We start from the raw sequence: 22,164 nt of genomic DNA on the forward strand, positions 1-22,164 counted from the left end.
GTTTGTTGATTATTCAACAGAATAGTGATTTCATTGATTGCATCAGTATTAGACCGGTGCAATCAAATGGCCAGTATTACAATCCGCAATCTTGATGACGCTGCAAAAGAGCGGCTTCGCGTGAGAGCCGCTCAAAACGGGCGCTCCATGGAAGAAGAAGCAAGGCTTCTGCTTGGCGGTCTTGAAGAGACGAAGCCGGTAGCCGCTGCTTTGTCGCCGATTGCCGGTTCATTGCGCGATAAGCGAATTCTTCTCATCATCAGCGGCGGGATTGCAGCTTACAAAACACCGGACCTCATTCGGCGTTTGAAAGAGCGTGGCGCGCGTGTTCGCACGGTCCTGACTGCCGGAGCGCAGCAGTTTGTGACGCCGCTGACCATCGGCACTGTGTCCGCCGATCATGTGTTTACGGATCTTTTTTCTCGCGAGGACGAACAGGATGTCGGCCATATTCGCCTTGCGCGCGATGCCGATCTGATTGTTGTGGCACCTGCAACGGCGGGGCGTATGGCCAAGATGGCCACTGGCATTACCGATGATCTGGCCAGTGCTGTGCTTCTCGCCCGCAAGGTGCCATTGCTGATTGCACCTGCCATGAACCCTGCGATGTGGGACAATGCTGCGACCCGGCGCAACCGTCTGACATTGGAAAAGGATGGCGTGCATTTCATTGGGCCTGAAAAGGGCGAGATGGCGGAAAGTGGAGAGGCTGGCACAGGTCGCATGAGCGAACCGCTGGCTATTGTCGCGGCAATTGAAAACCTGCTTGCGCCACAGGCGAAGCCGCTTGCAGGCAAAGTGATCGTCATGACATCTGGCCCGACACATGAGCCGATTGATCCGGTGCGCTATATTGCCAACCGTTCCTCGGGCAAGCAGGGCCATGCCATCGCTGCGGCCCTAGCACATCTGGGCGCCACTGTGCATCTGGTCTCCGGTCCTGTCACGATCGCTGATCCGCAGGGCGTCAACGTCACTCATGTTGAAACAGCGCGGGAAATGCAGGCGGCGGTCGAAGGCCATCTTCCCGCTGATGCGGCTGTGATGGTTGCAGCCGTTGCCGACTGGCGGACAGCTAATGCAGCCGATCAGAAGATCAAGAAACAGCCGGGCGAGGGCGCACCAACGCTCAGCATGATAGAGAACCCGGATATTCTGGCCGGTGTTGGTCATAGTGAGAAGCGTCCCGGGCTTGTGGTGGGCTTTGCTGCGGAAACGCAGGACGTGCTCGCCAATGCAGGCCGCAAGCTCGACAAGAAAGGTGCCGACTGGATCGTTGCCAATGATGTGTCTGGCGATGTGATGGGCGGCGATCGCAACCGTGTGCGTGTTTTGAGCCGCGCAGGCATCGAAGAATGGCCGGAAATGAGCAAGGAGCAAGTTGCTGAAAAGCTTGCAGAAAAAATTGCGGCCGCACTTCTCGAAATAAAAAGCTGATTTTTTATGCGGGGCATGTCACATTCCGATGCAGCTATCTCGTCTTGATGGTGAGCGACCAATACGGGTCAACATCGAGGAGAAGAGATCATGGAACTAAGACTTGCCCCTTACACTTTCGCACCGCAGATCATGCAGGCAATGGTTGAGCTGGAAAAGCGCGTTGCGGCATCCGGACTTGAATATAGCCTCTATGAGCTGGTGAAAATCCGCGCTTCGCAGATCAATGGCTGCGCCTATTGCATCTATATGCATACGGCTGATGCGCGGAAGGCTGGCGAAACTGAAGAGCGCCTCTATCTGGTTGCTGCATGGCGTGAATCACCGCTTTATACTGCGCGGGAGCGGGTGGCACTTGGCTGGACCGAGGCGCTGACCCTGTTGGCACAGACGGGCGCACCGGATAAGGATTTTGATGCTTTGAAAGCGCATTTCTCAGACGAAGAGATCGTCAATCTGACCATGCTGATTACCACCATCAATGCATGGAACCGGATTGCAGTGGGCCTGCGTCTCGTTCATCCGGTTAAAGCCGATGCAGCTGCCGCTTGAGCCAAATATCAATGATGCGGGTGTGTTCGAGACCGTGCGGCCTCGGCTCATCCGCATTGCCTATCGTATGGTTGGCACCCATGCCGAAGCCGAAGACATTGTGCAGGATGCATGGCTGCGCTGGAGCGCTGCGGATCGTGCAACCATCCGTGAGCCGCAGGGCTGGCTTACGCGTGTGGTCAGCCGTCTTGCGCTCGATCATCTGAAATCTGCACGCGTACGACGCGAAACCTATCCCGGAACATGGCTGCCTGAGCCACTTGTCGAGGATGAAGAAGACCGCAGCGACGATATCACATTGACATTGATGCTGGCTCTCGACCGACTGTCGCCGCTGGAGCGGGCGGCATTTCTTTTGCATGACGTGTTCGATATGGGCTTTGAGGAGGTCGGGCGTGTGCTTGATCGCGATGCTGTGGCCTGTCGTCAGCTGGCGAGCCGCGCACGCAGCCATGTTCGACAGGAGAAGTCGCGGTTTTCCATGCCCGAGGATCGTGGACGCACGATTGCCGAGGCTTTCTTTCAGGCGTCCCGCAGTGGTGACATGACGGCGCTGAAAGGTCTGCTGGCTGAAGATGCTGTGATGTATTCCGACGGTGGCGGTATCCGCAATGCAGCGCTCAACCCGATATATGGGCGTGAAAAGATCATGCGCTTTTATGACGGTATTGCGCGTAAGACCGATGGGCTTGTGCCTGCCATCAATCATTTTGCGCTGTTTGATGGCTTACCCGGTCATATGAGCCTTGAGGCGGATGGCCTGCCGCAAGTGGCTGCGGTGGAGATCGAAGACGGATTGATCCGGGGGGTCTATCTCATCCGCAATCCTGACAAGCTCAGCCATTTGCGGAGAATGTTTTAGAGCGCATCCCGAAAAGTGTGAAACGGTTTTCGGGATGCGCTCTAAAAGAATTCATCCAAGAGGCGATAAAAAGCGATCTTCTTTTCGTCTATTACAGGGCCGTTATAGAGAGCAAAGAATGGCATCACCCATTCTTTGCCGAGATTATATTCAACACTCCAGCAAGCCAGCGCCAAGTCCTGATGACGGTCGGCAAGACCCAGTCTTCCACAGTCGATGAAGCCCGTGAAATTGCCATTAGCGGCCATGAAATTGGGTAGGCAAGCATCGCCGTGGGTGATGACGACATCTTCGCTTGCCGGTTTAAGGCTGCAGAGTTTTGCGAACAGATCTTCAGCCGTTTGTCCTGCACGTTCGTCATCGAAATCATCTTCATCAACCGCACCTGCCAAAACACGTTTGCGGACGTCTTCAATGCGAATATCGACCCGATGATCAAACGGGCATGATGTGGGATCAATATCATGCAATGATTTCAGCGCTGCTGCGAGAATTTCGATGATGCGCTGGGGTGCAAGACGATCTGCAGCAGATGCGAGGTCGTGGCCTTCCAGCCGTGTCATGAGCAGATAGCTTTGATCAGGCTCCTGAACAAAGCTCATGATAGCAGGGCAGGCTATGTTTTGCTGACTGAGCCAGGTCAACCGGGCCGCTTCATCGGCAAGCTCGCCGACAGGGCTTGCGGGCTCAATCTTTAAAACGAGCGGGGCTTTTTCCGGGTGCTCCAGAAGAAGAACATTGGCCGTGGATCGGCCAATGCCATCCTGCTGACTGCGATAGCCTGCCAGAGAATGCGCAAGTGCATCGGGCAGGTTGAGAGCAGCCAGAACAGGGTCGTTCATTGTTTCTCCGTGATATCAGGCCTTGTCGCGGACCTGATAGTCCTTGATCGTGGCAAAGCGGATCGCCTTCCAACGCTCGGCTTCGTAGTTGAGTGAGAAGCCATTCTGCGCGAGAAATACCGGATCATTGTCAAGATCGTGTGCGATATCAGCGCGATGCGAGGCGATGAAGCGGTCGAGTTCCGCCGGTTCATCCGCTGTGATCCAGCGGCAAATAGAGAAGCGCGACATTTCAAAGCCGACAGGCAGAGAATATTCGATCTTAAGACGTTCGGTCAGAACGTCGATCTGCAGCGCACCAACCACCCCGACAATTGCCGGTGAACCATCATCTGGCACGAAGAGCTGTACAACGCCTTCTTCTGCCATCTGCTGAAGCGCTTCACGCAGCTTCTTCGCCTTCATCGCATCATCAAGGCGGACGCGGCGCAGAATTTCCGGCGCGAAGTTCGGCACGCCACGGAACAGGATGTCTTCACCCTCGGTCAGCGTGTCACCGATGCGCAATGTGCCATGGTTCGGGATGCCAACCACATCGCCCGCGAATGCTTCGTCTGCGATCTGGCGGGAGCGTGCAAAGAAGAACTGTGGCGCAGACAGGCTCATCGGCTTGCCGGTACGCACCAGCTTGGCCTTCATGCCACGTGAAAGCTTGCCGGAGCAGACGCGCAGGAAGGCAATACGGTCGCGGTGGTTCGGGTCCATATTGGCCTGAATCTTGAACACGAAGCCGGTCATTTTGTCTTCGGTCGCACCAACCATGCGGCTATCTGCCTGCTGGTCGCGTGGGCTTGGGCCGAAGTCGCAGAAGGCTTCAATCAGATCGCGCACACCGTAATTTTTCAGTGCTGAACCGAAATAAACCGGTGTCATATGGCCTTCGCGGAAGGATGCGAGGTCAAACGGGCGGCAGACGCCGCGCGCAAGTTCGACGCTTTCAATCCATGCTTCACGTTCGTTTTCAGGCAGAAGCTTCGCTGCTTCTTCCGGTCCGCTGACCTTGGTGGGCTGCTCTTCGGCATCCTTCTGGCGCACAGTGTTGCTGTGCAGATCATAAGTGCCGGCAAAGCTTTTGCCCGAACCGATAGGCCAGGTGATCGGTGCTGTATCAAGCGCCAGCTTTTCTTCGATCTCATCAAGAATTTCGAGTGGATCGCGTGCTTCACGGTCCATCTTGTTGACGAAGGTCACGATTGGAATATCGCGCATACGGCAGACTTCAAATAGCTTCAGCGTCCGTGGCTCGATACCTTTTGCGGCGTCGATGACCATGACGGCAGAATCCACAGCGGTCAGCGTGCGATAAGTATCGTCTGCGAAGTCTTCGTGGCCCGGTGTATCAAGCAGGTTGAAGATGCAGTCCTTATACTCAAAGGTCATCACGGAAGTGACTACCGAGATACCGCGGTCGCGTTCGATGTTCATCCAGTCCGAACGGGTCTGGATGCGATCCTTCTTGGCCTTCACTTCACCGGCAAGCTGGATGGCGCCACCGAACAGCAGAAGCTTTTCGGTTAGCGTGGTTTTACCAGCATCCGGGTGCGCGATGATCGCGAAGGTACGGCGCTTTGAAACAGGATGATCAGCGGGCATGAAGAAACTCGTAATGGCGAAGTGATGGCTGCGCGAAACGCGCGCTGCGAAGATGTTGCGCTGCATCTAGCAGTCATTGGCCAAAATCTCAACAAGCCCGGTGTTTGAAATGAAAAAGCGGCGTGAGGAACGCCGCTTCGCAAATTTGTTGTTTATGATTTTAGCGCTTGATGCCGAGGCCGAATGCAATGAACGACCAACCCTGGAAGATCAGGTCGATTGCCAAAAACAGGCCCAGAATGAACAGGCTGTTGACCGGCCACTGCATTGCAATGACGAGACCTGCGAGAGCGGTGATAACACCCGCTGCAACAATCCAGCCCCAGCCTGCTGCTGGCTTTGACTTGAAGCCCATCCAGATACGGAAGAAGCCGGAACCCAGAAGAGCGGCTGCAAGCAGGAAGGTCAGCACGCCTGCGGCGAGAATTGGATTGACGAAGGCTACAATGCCTGCGGCTGCATAGAGCAAACCACTCAGTAGCCAGAAGAAGAAGCTGCCCCAGGTCTTCACGCCGAAAGCATGAATGATTTCGATGATCCCTGCGACCAGCATCATGATGCCGACATAGTAGACGGAGACGACTGTCGCGAGAACCAGATTGCCGAAAGCAATACCGCCGAGGATCAGCAGTGCGACGCCGAGAGCGACGAACCAGCCCCATTTTGATGAGACCTCGGTTGGAAGGGTAGGACGATTAAAGTCATTCTGTGCTGTTGCCATAAGATGTCCCTCAATTTTCATTCCCGATCAGCAATATAAGCCAAACTGAAGATTTGGCCAGAGATGGATCCGAGGCTTGAACTCGCCCAAAAATCTCCTGTTGGTGTAAGAGCCAGAACACGGTATGTCTTTGCAGTAAAAACTTTTTTTGGCTTAAAGTCAGTTTGATGTTTGATCTGGTTTCGCACTATTGGCCGCATATCCTGGCTGTTCTGTCGATCGTTCTGGGAGCGATTGCAGCTATCCACGCGACAATGACCAAGGATGAGGTGCGGACCGCGCTCGGCTGGGTTGGCGTGATTGTGCTTTCGCCAATCGTCGGTGCGGTTGTCTATGCGCTGGCAGGTGTGAACCGTATCCGGCGCAGCACCCTCGGACATCAGCGCGATAATATGGGCAATATTGCGCTTTATCATTTATCGCATTTCGACACGACCAATGATCTCGTGCGCGCGGCCTTCGGACGTCAGTTCGGGGCGATGAAAATTCTTGGCGACACTGTCAGCCTTTATGATTTTACCAGCGGCAACAGCATAGAAATGCTGGAAACCGGTGATGAAGCCTATGCGGCAATGCTGGATGCTATCGGCAAAGCTGAACGCAGCATCATGCTTGAAACCTATATTTTTGACCGTGATGCAATCGGCCAGCAATTTGCCGATGCGCTGGGTGATGCCGTCAAGCGTGGTGTCGAAGTTCGTGTATTGGTGGATGCTGTCGGCGCGCGCTATTCCATTCCCAGCATCGTTAATCTGCTGAAGGAAAATGGTGTGGCTGTTGATGTGTTCAACGGCAATATCATTATGGGTCTGCGTCTGCCTTATGCAAACCTGCGCACCCACCGTAAAATCCTGATCGTCGATGGCAAGCTGGCCTTTACCGGCGGCATGAATATTCGTGCAGGCTTTGTAAAAGCTATCGCTGGCGATGCGGTTGCGTTTGACACGCATTTCCGCGTCGAAGGTCCGGCGATTGCCGATCTCTTCCATGTCGCATCGGAAGACTGGCGTTTTGCAACAGGCGAATTGCTGACCGGTGACGCCTGGAGCATTGCAGCACCCAAAGATCCGCCGGGAACCGGCAAGCTCATCCGCGTGGTCGGCTCGGGGCCAGATAAGAACATTGAAACCAATCATCGCATGATGATGGGCGCCTTCTCGATTGCGCAGGAGCACATCCTGATCATGTCGCCTTATCTCCTGCCAGACCGCGAACTTATCAGTGCGCTGGTCACTGCTGCCCGGCGTGGTGTGTCGGTTGATGTGGTGGTTCCGGGGGTCAATAATCTCAAGCTGGTGGATCGCGCCATGCGCGCGCAATTCGATCAGTTGCTGAAAGGTGGCTGTCGTATCTGGCGGGCAGGGGGCGCGTTCAATCACTCCAAGCTGATGACGATTGACGGTGCGTGGTCCTATGTCGGCTCATCCAATCTTGACGCCCGTTCGCTGCGGTTAAATTTTGAGGTCGATCTCGAAATTCTGGATCGCGAGATTGCGCTGAAAGTCGAAGAACGTATCGGCAAGGTGATCGACAGCAGCCGGGAAGTGAACCTAACCCGTCTCAAAAACCGCCCGTTCTACGAACGACTGATCGACCGTATCATCTGGCTCGGATCGCCTTATCTTTAAGGCTTTTTAGCTGCCTGAACTTGAGTTGCTGGTCAGCAGTGAAGGATTGAATTCTTCGAGGACCTGCGCTGCGGTTTTAAGATCGAGATGCGCCTTGATCGGAAGATGGTCAGAAGCCATGCGCGCCAGCGGTGTGTTGTGAACCTCTACAGCCGTTACCAGATTATGCGGCGTTCCAAGAACGCGATCCAGCGCAAATACTGGAAAGCGGGATGGAAAGCTGGGTACTGCAGTTGATACATGGTTGAACACCGGCATGAGCGATGCCAGTGAGGATCGTTTGCCGATACGCCATTCATTGAGGTCGCCGATCAGCAGCGTTGGCAGGGTGTCGGCTTCCTGCAATGCGGAAAGAATGCTTTCCGCTTGCTGTTCGCGAGAGCGCTTCAAAAGCCCCAGATGTGCTGCGATTACGCGCAGAGGGCCGGATGCGAATTGCAGGTCGGCAACCAGTGCGCCGCGCGGCTCTACCCCTGGCAAAGCAAGCTGGCGCACATTGCGCACAACACCTTCGCGAAACAGCAAAACATTGCCGTGCCAGCCATGGCCTTTGGGCATTGTCGATGTAATCGGTACGGGAACAAGACCGTGGCGGCGCTCAAGCAGCCCTAAGTCCAGCAGGCCGGATCGCTCGCCGAAACGCTTGTCTGCTTCCTGCAGAGCGATCACATCGGCATCGATTTCGCTGATAACGTCGGCTGTGCGCTGGGGGTCGAAGATCTTGTCCACACCAATGCATTTATGGACATTGTAGGAGGCGATCACGATGTCGCCGTCTGCAACATTGGTATGCAGCGGTCGGAAGCCGGGCCGATTACGGATAGCCGTCAATATTTTTGTAGAAATTCGACCTGGTGTTTTCTTTTTCTTCACCCGCCGCTACCTCGTGCCGTTTTGGATATCCTTTTAAATAGGTCATTTTGCGGTTTGAACAGTAGTGTTGGATCACAGATTGCTGACAAGATTGTTTTCAGTTCAGCTCATCGCGTGATGAAACGGATTATCCGGTCAACAAGTCCAGTATAGGGTGGCTTGATCAAGTCCGTTGCTGCAGGCGTATATTTGGTCAGGACTGGCATGGCTTTCGAGAAGGTCAGGAAGCCATCTTTGCCGTGGTAATGCCCCATGCCGCTATGGCCAACGCCACCAAACGGCAGATTTCCGCATGCAAAATGATAGAGCGTGTCATTGATGCACACGCCGCCTGCAACGACCTGAGAAAGCACCGTCTCGATTTCAGCTGTGTTGTCGTTGAAGCAATAAAGCGCCAGTGGCCGCTCATGATTGAGAACATAAGCGATTGCCTCATCAATTGAGCGATAGCTTATAATCGGAAGCAGGGGGCCGAAAATCTCTTCGCGCATGATTGCGCTGGTCGGACCGGGCTCCAGAATTGCTGCGGGCGTCATCAGCCGCGGGTGGCTTTGTGAAGTTGGTGCATCCATCAGCGGAACGATTGCTTCGCTGTTATCCTCTGCATCGTGCAACAACGAGGACAGGCGCGCATATTGTGCATCATTGATGATCGTCGTGCGGTCGCTTTGCGCTGATCCCTCGCCATATCGCTTGCGAGTTTCTTCGCGCAGTAAGGTTACGAAGGCATCGCGTTTGCTTTGGTGGATCAGCACATAGTCAGGCGCGATGCAGGTTTGACCCGCGTTGAAATATTTGCCTGTAGCAATGGAGCTTGCGGCGCGTTTGAGACTGGCTCCTTCACCGATAATGGCAGGCGATTTACCACCCAGCTCCAGAGTTACGGGTGTGAGGTTTTCGGCTGCCGCTTTCATGATTTTGCGACCAACGGCAGTCGAGCCGGTGAAGAACAGGTGGTCGAAAGGCAGCGATGAAAATTCAGCGGAAAGATGCGCATCGCCAAGTACCACCGTTGCCCGATCATCAGGAAAGACGTCGGCGATCAGTTTGCGCAGAAATTCTGATGTGTGTGGCGTATGCTCGGACGGTTTCAGAAAGACATGGTTGCCAGCGGCGACCGCTGCCACCAGCGGCGCCAGCGCAAGATTGACCGGGTAATTCCATGGCGAAATAATACCAACCACGCCAAGAGGTACAAAACGAAGCTCGGCTTTTGCGGGCCACAGTTTCCAGCCTGCGGTTCGGCGTTGTGGCTTCATCCAGCGTTTCAGGTGATGCAGTGCGTGATCGATTTCGGCGAAGACAACGCTGGCTTCGCCCAGCAAGGTTTCATGTTTCGAGCGATTGCCAAAGTCGGCATTGATGGCGTGTGCCATCTCCTCAAGACGCTCATGGAGAACTCTACGCAGATTCCGCAGATCATCGATGCGTTGCTCATAGGCTGGTCGATCATCCAGCCAGCTTTGTCGCAAACGCTTTAATGTCGCCTGCAATTGGTATTGTGGCGAAGCAGGCTGATCAGCGCTCATAGGCAAAACTCTCTGTTGAGCGCGCGAAAAGGAACTGCGCCACATAATAGGTGGTGAGAACCCAGAGGCCCGCGAGCGGAATAGGCGTGTGAAAACGATTGAATGCGAGCAGCGTATCACTCACCATGAAGAAAATGCCGCCCGCAGCGGCAAGCCATGCGGCATAGCGTACCGCGGTGTCGGGGCTTGTCGAAAGCGCACGGCTAAAGGCCTGAGCCGCCATGATGCCAATTGCTGACGCATAAATGGCAACGGGGATTTTCATGGCTGACGGCAATTTGCCCCACAGACCCACAATGATCGAAATTGCGAGCACTGCAAAGATCAGGAAGGCGAGTTTGCTTTCTGCAAAGCGCGTCTTTCGGCACAGTGCATAGATGTAAATGCAATGAGTTATGAGAAAGCAAATCAGACCAGTGAGAAAATATTCACCGGGTAGCATCAGGAAAAAGTCGCCAGCGGCTGCAAATGCAAGCCCAAGCGCGATTGCAAATCCGTATGTTTTGGAGTTGAGACGAGGGGCGTTCAGAATTGCGAAAAGCAGAAGCAGTGTCGCGGTTGGTTTGGTTAGATAATGAACCCAGCGCCAGAACGGAATCTCCCCATTCTGGCTCAATACGCTGCTCAGGATCGCGCAGATCGCGCTCACTAGAAACAACCGGTAAAACAGCCCGTTTCTGCCAAAATCCAGCAAGCCCTTATGGCGCATTCTTCTCCCCATTTTGCTTCGTCCCAGGCTTGATATGATTATTGTTTTTGAGCCTGTAAATCCCACTATTGTTTTGTCTGTTCTGCCTCACGCCGACGTTTGCGACCCAACCGTTCTGCGCGCGTAGAGAGTTCGGCATTGCCTTCAAGATCGGACTGCAGAATAAGCCCATGCTCGCGGAGCCAGCGGATCATCTCCCCAAACTCAAGGTCATAGGCAGGTTGCTCCATCTGATTTGTCCTTCAAATCGCAATTCTTGAATGAAGGATGCGCGGAGTTCTCGTATGTGGCAAGGCCCAAAGCATTGCGAGATTACGAAGCCATTGTTCGTTAACCATTTATTAACCAATCACGCTCACTATGGCGTTATAGCTGTTGTCGTGACTGCGGATGTACCAGCACTGATGACAGCGTAAAAAAGGCCGGGCAATTTGCCGGCCTTTTTCATTTTACGACTGTAGCCACGCGCGCGGCGTAGCCCAATCCCTTACATGGACTGTGAAGTTGCCGAGCGGCTAGGTGCGTCCGACCTGTTGTTGCCCCAGTCGCGTGTCTTGTTGTCCGTCGACTGACATCCCGCTGCTGCCACAGCAATAAGCATTACAGCGATGAGGGAGAGTGTCTGCTTCTTCATATTTTCATTTCCTATGGTTTTCGAACTCAAGCGTTCGGGAAACCCGCCCGTTGGGAGGGACGCCGGAAAGCTTGTCATTTGAGTGAAAAGAATGCGGTTTCGAAATGCTCTATCGAAGAACAAATCGCTACCATTCATGTGCCATATACGGCCATGATTTCATCCAAACCCACCCGATGCGTGGTCTATTTTGAAACCGTTGATTTTCAGTTTCATTCTGGTTTGGAGTAGCTCAGATCACGCTTATGTGTTTGCGCAATGAGATCTGATTTCGGTCTTTGCCGAACCGTTTGGCGCTTGGCTCAATGGGCAAACACAGGCAACAAAAAAGCCCGCTTGCGCGGGCTTTTTGGGGTGCTTCTGGACCTTGGTAGTGGTCTGAAGACTTGGAAATGGTGCCCAGAAGAGGACTCGAACCTCCACGCCCTTGCGAGCGCCAGCACCTGAAGCTGGTGCGTCTACCAATTCCGCCATCTGGGCGACGAGGACCGATCTAAGGGGTCGGCCTGTCTCTGTCAATCACGATTTCGCACTTCAATCAGCTTTTTTTCACATTCCTGTCGTGAAGGCTGAAAAAGGCCGGGGAACCGAGATGAAAACAGAGATCAGGCGCGGTGCGTAATTGCAGCCGCGCCCGAAAAATCATTATGCAGAAAGCACTTCCTTGGAAGCGACGGTCGAATCGGCGTTCAGTTTGTAGATGATTGGCACGCCGGTATTGAGTTCCTGCTTGAGAATCTCTTCCGGTGTCAGGCCATCGAGCGCCATGATGAGCGCGCGCAGCGAATTGCCGTGGGCTGCAACCAGGATGGTTTCGCCACGCAGCACATGCGGCTGGATGGTGTGCAGGTAATAAGGCCAGACGCGTGCGCCGGTATCCTTCAGGCTTTCGCCGCCTGGAGGAGGGACGTCGTAAGAACGGCGCCAGATGTGAACCTGCTCTTCGCCCCACTTTTCGCGTGCGTCGTCTTTATTAAGGCCGGAAAGATCGCCGTAATCGCGTTCGTTCAAAGCCTGATCGCGGATCGTTTCGAGGTCGGACTGGCCGAGCTCGTCAAGAATGTGCTGGCATGTGACCTGCGCGCGCGACAGACCCGAAGTATATGCGAGGTCAAACTTGAGGCCAGCGGCCTTCAAACGCTGACCCGCAGCCTTGGCTTCGGCATGGCCCTGTTCGGTAAGGCCCGGATCGCGCCAGCCGGTAAAAAGGTTCTTCAGATTCCATTCGCTTTGGCCGTGGCGGACCAGGACGAGGGTACGAGACATCGCAGCACTCCGTTGGGATAATTGTTAGTTAGTCGTTAAGTCCGAGAACATCGAGCATGGAATAAAGGCCGGGTTTCTTTCCATGTGCCCAAAGAGCTGCTTTCACGGCGCCTCGAGCAAAGATTGTGCGGTCCTGAGCATGATGGGCGAGGGTGATGCGCTCGCCTTCGCCAGCAAGAATCACTTCATGGTCACCGATAACCGAGCCGCCGCGCAGGGTTGCAAAGCCGATTGTGCCCTGCTCACGCGGGCCGGTGTGACCGTCGCGTACGCGCACGCTCTTTTCTGCGAGATTGATAGCGCGACCTTGCGCTGCTGCTTCACCAAGCAGAAGGGCGGTGCCGGAAGGCGCGTCAACCTTGTGCTTGTGGTGCATTTCGAGGATTTCGATGTCGAAATCTTCAGGGCCGAGCGCCTGTGCTGCTTTCTTGATGAGACCGGACAACAAATTGACGCCAAGGCTCATATTGCCGGATTTGACGATTGTGGCATGACGCGCTGCGGCGCGGATCTTTTCTTCGTCTTCGACCGAAAGACCCGTGGTGCCAATAATATGCGCAATGCGTGCCTGTGCTGCGAGGCCTGCATAGTTGAGCGTTGTCGCTGGCGTGGTGAAGTCGAGCACGCCTTGCGCCTTTGCAAAAACCGGCAGCGGATCATCGGTAATCGCGACACCGAGATTGCCCACTCCTGCTACTTCGCCCGCATCCTTGCCCAGAAATGGCGAGCCGGGACGCGCAATGGCGCCAGTGAGACGTGCTCCGTCAATTGCGTGGATGGCGCGAATGAGAGCCTGTCCCATTCGACCATTTGCGCCCACAACAACGAGCCCGATTTCTGCACTATCAGCCATTGGATTTTTCCTCTGTAACAGTGTTTGCGATCAGCATGTCGTCCTTGCCGCTCTGAAGCTGGTAGAAGCGGGCATAGACACCATTGGGTATCGTGATGAGATCGTTATGACGACCTTCTTCAACCACATGACCGGCTTCCATGACAACGATGCGGTCGGCATTGACGACGGTGGAAAGGCGGTGCGCAATGACGATGGTCGTGCGCTCTTGCATGATGTGATCAAGCGCCTGCTGCACGCGTTTTTCTGACTCGTTGTCGAGTGCGGATGTCGCTTCATCGAGCAGCAATACCGGAGCATTGCGCACGATTGCACGGGCAATCGAAAGGCGCTGCCGCTGACCGCCTGAGAGAGTAACACCGTTTTCACCGACAGGTGTATCGTAGCCCTGTGGTTGCTGGAGAATGAATTCATGCGCGTTGGCAAGCTCTGCCGCCTTGATGATTTCTTCCTGCGTTGCATCCGGACGTCCATAGCGGATGTTGTCGGCAATCGTTCCTTCAAACAGATAAGGCTGTTGCGAAACATAGGCCACGGAGTGACGAAGCGATTCCTTTGTCACTTTGGCGATGTCCTGTCCGTCGAACAGAATCTGCCCACCGGTGACATCGTAGAACCGCTGCACGAGATTGATCAGTGTGGACTTGCCTGCACCCGAAGCGCCGACAATCGCTGTGGTTTCGCCCGCTTTGGCTGTGAAGCTCACGCCATGCAGAACCGGCGCGATGTCGCTGTAAGAGAAGCGCACGTCTTTGAAATCGATCTCGCCGGGGCCAGCCGTAAGCGCCTTGGCGTCAGGCGCATCGCCCTGATTGGGCTCAATATCCAGCACTTCATAGATCATGCGTGCATTAACGAGGGCGCGTTCAAGACCGACCTGCAGACGTGCCAGACGGCGTGCCGGATCATAGGCAAGAAGCAGAGCCGTGATGAAGGCGAACATCGCACCTGGAGGCTGCTGGTTGAGGATCGCATTATAGCCGCTATAGGCCAAAACGCCTGCGATAGCACAGCCCGCAAGAATTTCGGCAATAGGTGTCGTGCGTTCGGAAACGCGGGCGATCTTGTTGCTGCGGTTTTCAGCCTGATCGATCAGCGTGCTGATCTTGCCGCGCAGCTGATCTTCCATGGTGAAGGCTTTCACAATGGAAATGCCCTGCACAGTTTCCTGCATTGCGCCCAGAAGATGGGAATTGAGATGCACCAGATCGCGTGTGACGGACCGGATACGGCGCGAAATATAGGCAACCGCCAGCACAAGTGGCGGGCCTACGAGGAAGACAACCGTAGACATAAACGGATCGGTATAGAACATCATACCGATCAGCCCGATCAGCGCGACGAAATCGCGCGCAATCGAGGTGATCGTCATGTTCAGAAGATCGCGGATGCCATTCACATTCTGATTGATCTGCGCTGCCAGATGGCCGGAGCGTGTATCATTATAGAAATCCAGCCCGAGCTTGAGCAGGTGATCGAAGATACGCTTCTGATAGCGCGCGACCAGATTGTTGCCAATCTTGGCCAGCTCGACCGCCTGAACATAGCTTGAAAGTCCGCGAAGCACGAAAATTCCGAGGATGGCGCCGCAGATAACCCAGATAAGACCGATCTTCTGTTCATAGAAAATCTTGTCGATCATCGGCTTCATCAGATAAGCAAGCGCACCATTGGAAACGCCTACGATTAGCGAAGCAGCGATGGCAATCGCATAGCTCGCCTTATACTGGCTTCCGTTTTCCGATAGCATACGACGAATGACGCGGGTGGCTTCGCTCGGGTCGATCTTGTTTTTTTTCTTTTTGAATAGGCTCACGGGCAAAGTGCTTTTTATCTAGCAGCCGCTGGCTGTCGTTGATCATGCATTTTCGCGCGTCCTTTTGGACTGGAAACGACAAAAGGCTGCAATGAGTGTTTTCATTGCAGCGCTTCTATAGCGTTATCTTTGTCGCTTGACCATGCCTGAGAAAGCGAAGCCGCTTAGCTGACGCGCCAGCGGCGGCCATCGGTGGCAACCTCAAACCGCATAGGAGTACGTGCGAAAGCCGAAAGACCGCTGAGGGCTGCCAGCGGATGAACGACGACGCGTACCGGAATATCGCGCATGAAATGCGTATGCGGAGCCTTGTCTTCAAAGGCTGCGCGGAACGATCCGGCCTGCAGCGCAGACATGATGCGCTGGGGAATGCCGCCTGAAAGATAGACGCCGCCATGTGCCTTGAAGATGAGGGCCAAATCGCCGGCAATGCGGCCAAGATAGGTCACGAAGAGTTCAAGCGTCTCGACAGCCTGAGGATTGCTGCCATCAAGACCTGCTGCAGTGATATCGGGTGGTGTATCTAGAACAGGTGCCACCTTATCGGCAGCGCAGATTGCGAGATAAAGATTGCGCAGACCGCGTCCGCAGAGGATCTGTTCGGCCGCTACACGGCCTTCGATGGTTTCGATATGCGGGAAGACCTGATAGTCACGCTCGCTGCGTGGGCCGATGTCGATATGGCCACCTTCACCGGGAACGGGAACCCATGCGGTTCTGGTGCGCACAAGACCTGCAACGCCTAAGCCCGTTCCAGGGCCGAGCACGACGCGTGTGGCAACGACTTCTTCTTCGCTTCCGCCAATCTGATGCAGATATTCTTTTTCAATTGAAACAACGGCGAGCGCCTGCGCTTCAAAATCATTGAGGACGGTTACGTCTTCAAATCCGAGATTGGCGATCAGCTGTTTCGGGCGGACAACCCAATCGCAATTGGTGAGATCAATCTCATCACCATCGACCGGGCCTGCAACAGCCAGAATAGCAGAACGGGGACGAATGGAAGTGTGGTTGAGCACCGTTTGTTCGATTGCATCGTCTATCGTTGCATAATCGGCGGTCTGGACGACCGGAAACTCTTTAGGCTCTGCATGAGAATCAACAAGAAGCGCAAAGCGCGCATTGGTTCCACCAATATCGCCGACGAGGACGGGAAACTTGAAACTCTGGCCAGCGTTAATCATGGTCTGCCTTGCTGCTTCGACTGTTCTTATTGTTTGCGGGCGTGTTCAGAGTGGCTCTATTAGTCCAGCACTTGCACCAGCTTTTCGGCTGTTGCCGGGTTCAGCGCCATCGGAATGTCATAGACGCTGCCGAGACGGGTGAGGGCCTTCACATCGACATCGTGAGGGAGCGGTGAGAGCGGATCGATGAAGAAAATCAAGGCCTGCACCGTGCCTTCCGCGATCATTGCGCCAATCTGCTGGTCGCCGCCAAGCGGGCCGCTTTTGACGCGATGGATATTCAGCGAAGGACAAGCCTCCTGAATGAGACCGCCAGTGGTGCCGGTGGCGACAATATCATAGTGAGACAAGGCTTTCTCATGCGTACGCGCAAAGGCGACCATCTCGTCCTTCTTCAGATCATGAGCGATCAGGGCAATGCGCAGACGTTCCGTCATGAGATTGATAACCTTGTCATTTGTGTTCTAAATCGTTTGAAACCTATAGCGACACCATAGGTCCGTGAAAAGCATGTTTTCTGACAGATGCTAGAGCGTGTCGCATTTTATAGTAGCCATTGCGCCCGCTCTATCTCTTTATTTCCACGCATGTCGTTACCGGAAAACCGGTTCCCACTTTTCCGCGACATGCGTTAATTGGCACCATAGATAACATCCGCGATCGAATCCGGCGACGGGCCATTCAGCACCGCTGCACAGGCCTTTGGCAAATCCGACACCATGACCGGCTTTGGCTTCTTCGGCGGCTCCTTGGATGGCTTTGCAGGCTTCCACGGTTCATCTGTAAACCACCATGCCAGCGACTTGTCGCAGCCGTCACCCGCCGCCACTTTTGGCTGCGGTTTGCAATCGGGCGATCCCGGCTGGCAATGCAGTCGGACGTGGAAATGATAGAAATGGCCCCAGTATGGGCGCACTTTGCCAAGCCAGCTGCGGTCTCCTGTTACGGTATCGCAAAGCTGTTTCTTGATGCCGGGATGCACAAAGATGCGTTCAACTTCCGGATAGCTGGCAGCGTGTTTGATGAGTGCTGTGCGCGCTGGCGTCCACTTCTGCGGATCGACGTAAAGCGAATCCTTCTTCAGCATGGATACAGCCGAGACGCTTTCACGCTCTGCATCGGTGAAGCGCTTCTTTGGCATCGGCGTCAGCCAGATATCGGCATCCAGTCCAACCTGATGCGAAGCATGACCTGTCAGCATTGGACCGCCGCGTGGCTGTGAAATGTCGCCGACCAGCAGGCCGGGCCACCCGTCTTTTGCGGCGTCGCGGGATAGTTTTTCCAGAAGGCCAATGGTGCGCGGATGCCCCCAGTTGCGATTGCGCGAAAGCCGCATGACCTGCCAGTTGGGGCCATCGATTGGGAGGGCAACGCCACCTGAAAGGCAGCCCTTGGCATAAAAGCCGATGGATTGCGGCGACTGCGCCAAAACCGGAAGTTTCTTGCTGCCGAATGCCTGCTTGGCAGGGGCATCCTGCGCCAAAGCTTGCGGGACAAAGTCTGGTGCAATCATTGTGGCAAGACAGGTTGCAAGAACAAGTCGCGACCAGAATTTCGAGCTGGATCTCTTTGCCATGGGCAATTTTCCATAAAACTTTTGCTCGAATCATTCGAGCTGATGGGCCGGATTATGCTTTGCGTTCGCCAGAACGGCAATCAACTACTCATTTTACGCAGCCTTCACCTCAAAACTGACGTCCACTTTTGGGGGCATGTGTTAGCGCCAATGATCATCCTGCCACATGGCCGAAAAGGCTGCTTTGTAATCAGGATAGATAAAATCATAGCCCAGAGCCTTGATGCGCAGGTTGGAGACGCGTTTGTTTTCGCCGTAGAATGAGCGTCCCATTGGCGTGAGGTCAGCCTGTTCAAATGGAATTTCCGGCGGGATGGCAACGCCCATCAACTCGGCAGCATAAGCGACGACATCCTGTGGCGGGGCGGGTTCGCTATCGGTGATGTTGAAGGCGCCACCACTATTGGTGCCTGCCAGAAAACGCAGGCTTCCGGCGATATCATCCACATGGATGCGGTTGAAGACCTGACCGTCCTTGATGATGCGCCGCGCGGTGCCGCGTTCCAGATTGACGAATGCATTGCGGCCTGGACCATAGATGCCCGACAGACGCAGAAGTGCTACCGGTGTGCCATGGCGTTCGCTTAGTGCTTCCCATGCGCTTTCCGCTTCCACACGTTCAAGCGAACGGCGCGATGTCGGGGCTAAAGGTGCTGTTTCATCAATCCAGTTGCCGTCATGATTTCCGTAAACACCTACCGTCGAGAGATAGCCGATCCAGCGAATGGTATTGCCGGGGCGGCGTAAAGCCTCCTCAACAATTGCAAGCGATGGATCGCCGCTTTCGCGCGGCGAAATCGAAATGACGACATGGGTTGATTTTGCAAGGCGGTCGATCAGATCAGGCGAGGCGGTTTCTCCGTCGAAGATGATCGGTGCGATGCCGGATTTTTCGAGGAGGGGGAAATTCTGCTCGTTGCGGGTGGTGCCATCGATGCGCTCTGCCTCTCCGGTCATCAGGCGGGAAAAGGCTCTCGCAGAATAACCGGCTCCAAACAGAAAAATGCGCATTCTAGCTATCCTCCAGAGCGCACCCCGAAAAGTGTGAAACGGTTTTCGGAAAAGATGCGCGTTTAAACAAAAGCTTGAGATGCACCAATCTGACTTAATCAGACTGGTGCTCTAAGCTCCATTCTGCGCGCACCGTAACATCCTCTTCGCGTGAGGCCAGACGTTTCTGTGAAATTTTGAAACGATCTGTGCTTACGAGCTGTTTCAAAGCCCAGACAGCAGCACCACGCACAAGAGGTGCCGGATCTTCAAGCAGGCTTTCCACCTGCGGCACCAGCGTCTGGTCTTCCGAATTGCCGGTTGCGATCAACACATTGCGCAGAAAACGGTCGCGACCGATGCGTTTGACGGGTGAACCCGAAAACAGTGTGCGGAAGGCCGGATCGTCGAGTGCAAGAAAATCTGCAAGCTTTGGTGCCTTGAGATCATCGCGTGCTTTCAGCTTCATCTCGCTGGTCGCTTGTGCAAACTTGTTCCACGGACAAACTGAAAGGCAATCGTCGCAACCATAGATGCGGTTGCCCATGGCTTTGCGGAACTCGTGTGGAATTGGCCCCTTGTTCTCGATGGTGAGATAGGAAATGCAGCGTCCCGCATCGATCCGGTAAGGTGAGGGGAAAGCTTTTGTCGGACAGGCATCGAGACAGGCGCGGCAGGAGCCACAATGATCGCGATCCGGTTCATCCGGCGGAATTTCAGCCGTGGTGAAGATCGAGCCTAAGAACAGCCACGAGCCGAGTTCGCGACTGACCAGATTGGTGTGTTTTCCCTGCCAGCCAAGGCCAGCGGCCTGCGCAAGCGGCTTCTCCATCACAGGTGCCGTATCGACAAAGACTTTTACGTCCTGTCCGGCGCGTGCCGCAAAGCGGCTTGCGATGTGCTTGAGCTTGCCCTTGATGATGTCGTGATAATCGCGGTTCTGCGCATAGACCGAGATTGCCGCCCGGTCTTTATGTTCAAGAATGCTGAGCGGGTTGCTATCCGGACCGTAATTCATGGCAAGCACCATGATCGAACGCACTTCCGGCCAGAGAACGCTAGGGTTTGCCCTGCGCTCTTCGGTCTCTTCCATCCAGAGCATGTCAGCATGATGGCCATCGGCAATATATTGCCGCAAGCGCTGAGGTGCCTGCGGAATAGCGTCCGGCCCTGTGAAAGCGACCGCATCAAAGCCGACAGCTTTCGCTTCTTCGATCAGAAAGCGTTTCAGCTTGAGAGCTTTATCCGAAGCTTGGCTAGTATCAGAAGTCGAGGTCGCCATAATGAGCCACTGGAGCTAGTCCGCGCACGCGATCAGCCAGCAGCGGGCGGAAGGCTGGGCGCGATTTCATGCGAGCATACCAGTCGCGCGCGGCTTTTGTCTCGCCCCATTCAATTTCGCCGAGATAGTCTAGCACAGAAATGGACGCTGCGGCCGCCATATCCGCATAGCTTGGATGACTGCCTGCGAGCCAGTCACGGGTAGCGGCCAGCCAGTCGATATATTTCATGTGCTGGCGAATATTGGTGCGGGCTGCACGGATGGCGGTCGAATCCGGCGCGCTGCCGCCCATTTCATCAGCCATCTGAAGCTTGAAAACGCGTTCGCGTGCAATATGGCGTGTCACTTCGTTTTCGAGCTTGAGCAGAAACCAGTCGACCAGACGCCGCACTTCTGCGCGTTCCATCGGGCTTTCGGGCAAAAGACGACGACTGCGTTTTAAGGCGCCGCGCGTTTCATCGAGATATTCTGCAATGACGGTTGCGCCAACAACCGGCAGATCGCGTTCAGCCAGCAATACAGGAAGTGTTGCAGCAGGGTTCAGCGCCAGAAATTCCTTGCGGCGCGACCATGGACGTTCCTCGATCAGTTCGGCTTCCACATCATATTCGCCGAGAATAAGCCGCACATAGCGCGAGCCTGAAGACATAGGATGATGAAAAAGCGTAAGCATAATCGACGCGGTACTCTCGACTGACAAGCTTTAATTGATCCCCGGTGAGGCACTGCGGCTAGCGTTTGCACCGGCAGCAGGTTATTTCTGCTGTCAGGCGATTCGAGCCACCTCAACGGAATATTTAGTCTATAAGGGCTATGCCTGCGGGAGACAAGCAATCGCTGGAAGCGCTTATTGTAGCACTTTCATGCTTAACAGCTCGTCAAGACGCACCGCTTTCATCCTGCTCACCTCCCTAAGGTACTGACTTCATGGAAATTTATAATCTTCTGGAAGCCGCTTTTCTTGGTCTCATCGAAGGTTTGACGGAGTTCATCCCCGTTTCCTCCACAGGCCATTTGTTGCTGGTTGGCCATTTTCTTGGCTTTGAATCGACGGGCAAGACCTTCGAGGTGCTTATTCAGCTCGGTGCGATTTTGGCAATTCTGACGGTTTATTCCGCGAAGCTGATCAAAATTCTGACCGACTTTCCGCGCGATGCCCGCACACGGCGCTTCGTGCTGGGTATTCTGGTTGCATTTCTGCCTGCAGCTGTCATCGGCGCAATGGCACATGGCTTCATCAAGAGCGTGCTTTTTGAAACGCCGATGCTGGTTTGCGCCATGCTTATCGTCGGTGGTTTCATTCTGCTCTGGGTGGACCAGCTGGAACTCAAGCCACGTTATCGCGATGTGATGGATTATCCGCTGCCGATCTGTCTGGCGATTGGCTTTGTCCAGTGCCTTGCCATGATCCCCGGCGTATCGCGATCAGGCTCAACGATTGTTGGTGCGCTTCTGCTTGGAGCAGACAAGCGTTCGGCTGCTGAATTCTCGTTCTTTCTCGCCATGCCAACCATGGCCGGCGCTTTCACTTATGATCTCTATAAGAGCCATAATATGCTGTCGATGAATGACGGCGCGCTGATCGCAGTCGGATTTGTGATGGCTTTCATCTCAGGCGTATTTGTTGTGCGTCACCTGCTCGACTATGTTTCTCGCCATGGTTTCAAGCTGTTTGCCTGGTGGCGTTTGATCGTCGGCGCACTCGGAATGGCTGCATTGCTTATCTGGGGGTAAACCCGCAAAGAACGGACAAAAGAAAAGGGGCCTTTCGGCCCCTTTATTCATTTAGAGCATTTCCTGTTTTGATTGAGTCATTG

22 protein-coding genes and 1 tRNA gene are annotated in these 22,164 nt (G+C 54.6%); 5 read left to right on the plus strand and 18 right to left on the minus strand.

Translation table 11 applies throughout. The features are described 5' to 3' along the window. The first annotated feature begins 66 nt into the window (after nt 1-66). From coaBC to RT142_RS18485, 3 genes are all read left to right on the plus strand, one after another. Nucleotides 67-1,437 (plus strand): bifunctional phosphopantothenoylcysteine decarboxylase/phosphopantothenate--cysteine ligase CoaBC, encoded by a 1,371-nt coding sequence (gene coaBC, locus RT142_RS18475; protein ID WP_313030600.1) that lies wholly within the window; start codon nt 67-69, stop codon nt 1,435-1,437. A 90-nt stretch (nt 1,438-1,527) separates the two neighbouring features. Further along, nucleotides 1,528-1,989: a carboxymuconolactone decarboxylase family protein gene (locus RT142_RS18480; RefSeq protein WP_112805440.1), complete on the plus strand. Its 462-nt coding sequence runs from the start codon at nt 1,528-1,530 to the stop codon at nt 1,987-1,989. Further along, the gene (locus RT142_RS18485) at nt 1,973-2,851 is read left to right on the plus strand and encodes a sigma-70 family RNA polymerase sigma factor (protein ID WP_112805442.1); all 879 of its coding nucleotides are present in this window, start codon (nt 1,973-1,975) and stop codon (nt 2,849-2,851) included. The genes RT142_RS18480 and RT142_RS18485 overlap by 17 nt, the downstream gene beginning before the upstream one ends. Nucleotides 2,852-2,892: 41 nt before the next feature. Here RT142_RS18485 and RT142_RS18490 read toward each other — a convergent pair whose 3' ends face one another. The 3 genes from RT142_RS18490 to RT142_RS18500 form a co-directional block, all read right to left on the minus strand. Continuing rightward, nucleotides 2,893-3,693, minus strand: coding sequence for an APH(3')-II family aminoglycoside O-phosphotransferase (locus tag RT142_RS18490; protein ID WP_112805444.1), 801 nt, complete (start codon nt 3,691-3,693; stop codon nt 2,893-2,895). 15 nt (nt 3,694-3,708) lie between these two features. After that, nucleotides 3,709-5,286 (minus strand): peptide chain release factor 3, encoded by a 1,578-nt coding sequence (locus RT142_RS18495; RefSeq protein ID WP_007876460.1) that lies wholly within the window; start codon nt 5,284-5,286, stop codon nt 3,709-3,711. 160 nt (nt 5,287-5,446) lie between these two features. Further along, nucleotides 5,447-6,007, minus strand: a complete 561-nt coding sequence (locus RT142_RS18500) for an HdeD family acid-resistance protein (protein ID WP_064322452.1) — start codon at nt 6,005-6,007, stop codon at nt 5,447-5,449. Nucleotides 6,008-6,174: 167 nt separating this feature from the next. On the opposite strand from RT142_RS18500, the gene cls reads away from it, so the two are divergent. Continuing rightward, on the plus strand, nt 6,175-7,635 hold the full coding sequence (gene cls / locus RT142_RS18505; protein WP_007876457.1) for a cardiolipin synthase: 1,461 nt from the start codon (nt 6,175-6,177) through the stop codon (nt 7,633-7,635). A gap of 6 nt (nt 7,636-7,641) precedes the next feature. Here cls and RT142_RS18510 read toward each other — a convergent pair whose 3' ends face one another. The 15 genes from RT142_RS18510 to RT142_RS18580 all read right to left on the minus strand — a co-directional run bounded on the left by RT142_RS18510 (nt 7,642) and on the right by RT142_RS18580 (nt 21,020). Further along, on the minus strand, nt 7,642-8,508 hold the full coding sequence (locus tag RT142_RS18510) for an endonuclease/exonuclease/phosphatase family protein (protein ID WP_079212233.1): 867 nt from the start codon (nt 8,506-8,508) through the stop codon (nt 7,642-7,644). A 107-nt stretch (nt 8,509-8,615) separates the two neighbouring features. Beyond that, nucleotides 8,616-10,037 carry a coniferyl aldehyde dehydrogenase gene (locus tag RT142_RS18515; protein WP_313030609.1) on the minus strand — a complete coding sequence of 474 codons (1,422 nt, stop codon included), beginning with the start codon at nt 10,035-10,037 and terminating at the stop codon, nt 8,616-8,618. Beyond that, the gene (locus RT142_RS18520) at nt 10,027-10,746 is read right to left on the minus strand and encodes a lysoplasmalogenase (RefSeq protein WP_007876454.1); all 720 of its coding nucleotides are present in this window, start codon (nt 10,744-10,746) and stop codon (nt 10,027-10,029) included. Before RT142_RS18520 ends, RT142_RS18515 begins: the two co-directional genes overlap by 11 nt. A 65-nt stretch (nt 10,747-10,811) precedes the next feature. Continuing rightward, nucleotides 10,812-10,976, minus strand: coding sequence for a hypothetical protein (locus tag RT142_RS18525; RefSeq protein WP_153222983.1), 165 nt, complete (start codon nt 10,974-10,976; stop codon nt 10,812-10,814). Between the two features lie 257 nt (nt 10,977-11,233). Beyond that, nucleotides 11,234-11,380 (minus strand): hypothetical protein, encoded by a 147-nt coding sequence (locus RT142_RS18530; protein WP_153222981.1) that lies wholly within the window; start codon nt 11,378-11,380, stop codon nt 11,234-11,236. Between the two features lie 393 nt (nt 11,381-11,773). Then, nucleotides 11,774-11,860: transfer RNA gene (locus RT142_RS18535), tRNA-Leu, on the minus strand. 165 nt (nt 11,861-12,025) lie between these two features. Next, a complete protein-coding gene (locus RT142_RS18540) occupies nt 12,026-12,646 on the minus strand; it encodes a 2,3-bisphosphoglycerate-dependent phosphoglycerate mutase (RefSeq protein ID WP_064321000.1) in 621 nt (206 codons plus the stop codon). 28 nt (nt 12,647-12,674) lie between these two features. Next, a complete protein-coding gene (dapB, locus tag RT142_RS18545; protein WP_105518870.1) occupies nt 12,675-13,499 on the minus strand; it encodes a 4-hydroxy-tetrahydrodipicolinate reductase in 825 nt (274 codons plus the stop codon). Then, nucleotides 13,492-15,315 carry an ABC transporter ATP-binding protein gene (locus tag RT142_RS18550; RefSeq protein ID WP_313030615.1) on the minus strand — a complete coding sequence of 608 codons (1,824 nt, stop codon included), beginning with the start codon at nt 15,313-15,315 and terminating at the stop codon, nt 13,492-13,494. Before RT142_RS18550 ends, dapB begins: the two co-directional genes overlap by 8 nt. Before the next feature lie 164 nt (nt 15,316-15,479). Then, a complete protein-coding gene (locus RT142_RS18555) occupies nt 15,480-16,499 on the minus strand; it encodes a glucokinase (RefSeq protein WP_313030617.1) in 1,020 nt (339 codons plus the stop codon). Between the two features lie 59 nt (nt 16,500-16,558). Next, nucleotides 16,559-16,936: a methylglyoxal synthase gene (locus RT142_RS18560; protein ID WP_112805460.1), complete on the minus strand. Its 378-nt coding sequence runs from the start codon at nt 16,934-16,936 to the stop codon at nt 16,559-16,561. A 194-nt stretch (nt 16,937-17,130) separates the two neighbouring features. After that, on the minus strand, nt 17,131-18,075 hold the full coding sequence (gene mepA / locus RT142_RS18565; RefSeq protein ID WP_007876437.1) for a penicillin-insensitive murein endopeptidase: 945 nt from the start codon (nt 18,073-18,075) through the stop codon (nt 17,131-17,133). A 141-nt stretch (nt 18,076-18,216) separates the two neighbouring features. Beyond that, nucleotides 18,217-19,086 carry an SDR family oxidoreductase gene (locus RT142_RS18570; RefSeq protein ID WP_007876435.1) on the minus strand — a complete coding sequence of 290 codons (870 nt, stop codon included), beginning with the start codon at nt 19,084-19,086 and terminating at the stop codon, nt 18,217-18,219. A gap of 94 nt (nt 19,087-19,180) precedes the next feature. Beyond that, nucleotides 19,181-20,347 (minus strand): tRNA epoxyqueuosine(34) reductase QueG, encoded by a 1,167-nt coding sequence (gene queG, locus RT142_RS18575; RefSeq protein ID WP_313030622.1) that lies wholly within the window; start codon nt 20,345-20,347, stop codon nt 19,181-19,183. Then, nucleotides 20,328-21,020 carry a glutathione S-transferase family protein gene (locus RT142_RS18580; protein ID WP_007876431.1) on the minus strand — a complete coding sequence of 231 codons (693 nt, stop codon included), beginning with the start codon at nt 21,018-21,020 and terminating at the stop codon, nt 20,328-20,330. The genes queG and RT142_RS18580 overlap by 20 nt, the downstream gene beginning before the upstream one ends. A 254-nt stretch (nt 21,021-21,274) precedes the next feature. Here RT142_RS18580 and RT142_RS18585 point away from each other — a divergent pair, with 254 nt between their 5' ends. Further along, a complete protein-coding gene (locus RT142_RS18585) occupies nt 21,275-22,081 on the plus strand; it encodes an undecaprenyl-diphosphate phosphatase (RefSeq protein WP_105518866.1) in 807 nt (268 codons plus the stop codon). Nucleotides 22,082-22,164: the final 83 nt, after the last annotated feature.

Source organism: Brucella sp. (assembly GCF_032066345.1).
Classification (GTDB): domain Bacteria; phylum Pseudomonadota; class Alphaproteobacteria; order Rhizobiales; family Rhizobiaceae; genus Brucella; species Brucella pseudogrignonensis.

Coding starts and splice junctions, on each gene's coding strand:
- RT142_RS18490 (WP_112805444.1), bottom strand. CDS start 3,693: ATGAACGACCCTGTTCTGGCTGCTCTCAACCTGCCCGATGCACTTGCG.
- RT142_RS18525 (WP_153222983.1), bottom strand. CDS start 10,976: ATGGAGCAACCTGCCTATGACCTTGAGTTTGGGGAGATGATCCGCTGG.
- RT142_RS18485 (WP_112805442.1), top strand. CDS start 1,973: ATGCAGCTGCCGCTTGAGCCAAATATCAATGATGCGGGTGTGTTCGAG.
- cls (WP_007876457.1), top strand. CDS start 6,175: ATGTTTGATCTGGTTTCGCACTATTGGCCGCATATCCTGGCTGTTCTG.
- RT142_RS18560 (WP_112805460.1), bottom strand. CDS start 16,936: ATGACGGAACGTCTGCGCATTGCCCTGATCGCTCATGATCTGAAGAAG.
- RT142_RS18540 (WP_064321000.1), bottom strand. CDS start 12,646: ATGTCTCGTACCCTCGTCCTGGTCCGCCACGGCCAAAGCGAATGGAAT.
- RT142_RS18495 (WP_007876460.1), bottom strand. CDS start 5,286: ATGCCCGCTGATCATCCTGTTTCAAAGCGCCGTACCTTCGCGATCATC.
- RT142_RS18580 (WP_007876431.1), bottom strand. CDS start 21,020: ATGCTTACGCTTTTTCATCATCCTATGTCTTCAGGCTCGCGCTATGTG.
- RT142_RS18570 (WP_007876435.1), bottom strand. CDS start 19,086: ATGCGCATTTTTCTGTTTGGAGCCGGTTATTCTGCGAGAGCCTTTTCC.
- RT142_RS18500 (WP_064322452.1), bottom strand. CDS start 6,007: ATGGCAACAGCACAGAATGACTTTAATCGTCCTACCCTTCCAACCGAG.
- RT142_RS18515 (WP_313030609.1), bottom strand. CDS start 10,037: ATGAGCGCTGATCAGCCTGCTTCGCCACAATACCAATTGCAGGCGACA.
- RT142_RS18530 (WP_153222981.1), bottom strand. CDS start 11,380: ATGAAGAAGCAGACACTCTCCCTCATCGCTGTAATGCTTATTGCTGTG.
- coaBC (WP_313030600.1), top strand. CDS start 67: ATGGCCAGTATTACAATCCGCAATCTTGATGACGCTGCAAAAGAGCGG.
- RT142_RS18480 (WP_112805440.1), top strand. CDS start 1,528: ATGGAACTAAGACTTGCCCCTTACACTTTCGCACCGCAGATCATGCAG.
- queG (WP_313030622.1), bottom strand. CDS start 20,347: ATGGCGACCTCGACTTCTGATACTAGCCAAGCTTCGGATAAAGCTCTC.
- dapB (WP_105518870.1), bottom strand. CDS start 13,499: ATGGCTGATAGTGCAGAAATCGGGCTCGTTGTTGTGGGCGCAAATGGT.
- RT142_RS18555 (WP_313030617.1), bottom strand. CDS start 16,499: ATGATTAACGCTGGCCAGAGTTTCAAGTTTCCCGTCCTCGTCGGCGAT.
- mepA (WP_007876437.1), bottom strand. CDS start 18,075: ATGGCAAAGAGATCCAGCTCGAAATTCTGGTCGCGACTTGTTCTTGCA.
- RT142_RS18520 (WP_007876454.1), bottom strand. CDS start 10,746: ATGCGCCATAAGGGCTTGCTGGATTTTGGCAGAAACGGGCTGTTTTAC.
- RT142_RS18585 (WP_105518866.1), top strand. CDS start 21,275: ATGGAAATTTATAATCTTCTGGAAGCCGCTTTTCTTGGTCTCATCGAA.